Source organism: Aequorivita sp. KMM 9714, assembly GCF_011065475.1.
GTDB lineage: Bacteria > Bacteroidota > Bacteroidia > Flavobacteriales > Flavobacteriaceae > Aequorivita > Aequorivita sinensis.
Genome location: NZ_JAAGRO010000021.1, coordinates 1 through 1,048, shown reverse-complemented (window position 1 = coordinate 1,048; position 1,048 = coordinate 1). Strand labels below are relative to the sequence as shown.

The 1,048-nt window shown below is 42.0% G+C and carries 1 pseudogene; it reads left to right on the top strand.

The features are described from left to right. Positions 1-1,048, top strand: a pseudogene (locus G3A46_RS14000) (hypothetical protein); the annotation flags it as partial.

The window sequence follows — 1,048 nt, the reverse complement described above, 5'->3', positions numbered from 1 at the left end:
GGGAAGTAGTGAACCAAGCGACAGCTACAGGAACTACTCCTAACCAGACAGAGGTAAGTGATGTATCAGGATCGACAATTGGAAACGATGACCCAACAGTTATCGAACTTTGTCAAAACCCTGCAATAGCGATTGTGAAAACAGGAGTTTTCAATGATGAGAACGATGATGGTTGTACTAATGTTGATGAGACTATCACATATACTTTTACAGTAACTAACCAAGGAAATGTAAGTCTGTCTAACATCATAGTAGACGACCCATTATTAGGAGGTCCATTAGCCGGTCCAATAAGTGGAGACACTGATGGGGATGGAGAGCTTGATGTAACAGAAACTTGGATATATGAAGCGAGCTACACAATTACCCAGGTAGATATTGATGCTGGGGAAGTAGTGAACCAAGCGACAGCTACTGGAACAGCTCCAGATCAAAGTACAGTATCCGATGTATCCGGATCGACAACTGGAAACGATGACCCAACAGTTATCGAACTTTGTCAAAACCCTGCAATTGCAATTGTAAAAACAGGAGTCTTTAATGACGAGAACGGTGATGCTTGTTCAAATGTTGATGAGACTATTACATATACTTTCACAGTAACTAACCAAGGAAATGTAAGTCTGTCTAACATCATAGTAGACGATCCATTATTAGGAGGTCCATTAGCCGGTCCATTAAGTGGAGACACTGATGGTGATGGAGAACTTGATGTAACTGAAACTTGGATATATGAAGCCAGCTACGCAATCACCCAGGCAGATATTGATGCTGGGGAAGTAGTGAACCAAGCGACAGCTACTGGAACAGCTCCAGACCAAAGTACAGTATCCGATGTATCCGGATCAACAGTTGGAAACGACGAGCCGACAGTTATCGAACTTTGTCAAAACCCTGCAATTGCGATTGTAAAAACAGGAATCTTTAATGACGAGAACGGTGACGATTGTTCAGATGTTGACGAGACTATCACATACACTTTCACAGTAACTAACCAAGGAAATGTAAGTCTGTCTAACATCATAGTAGACGACCCATTATTAGGAGG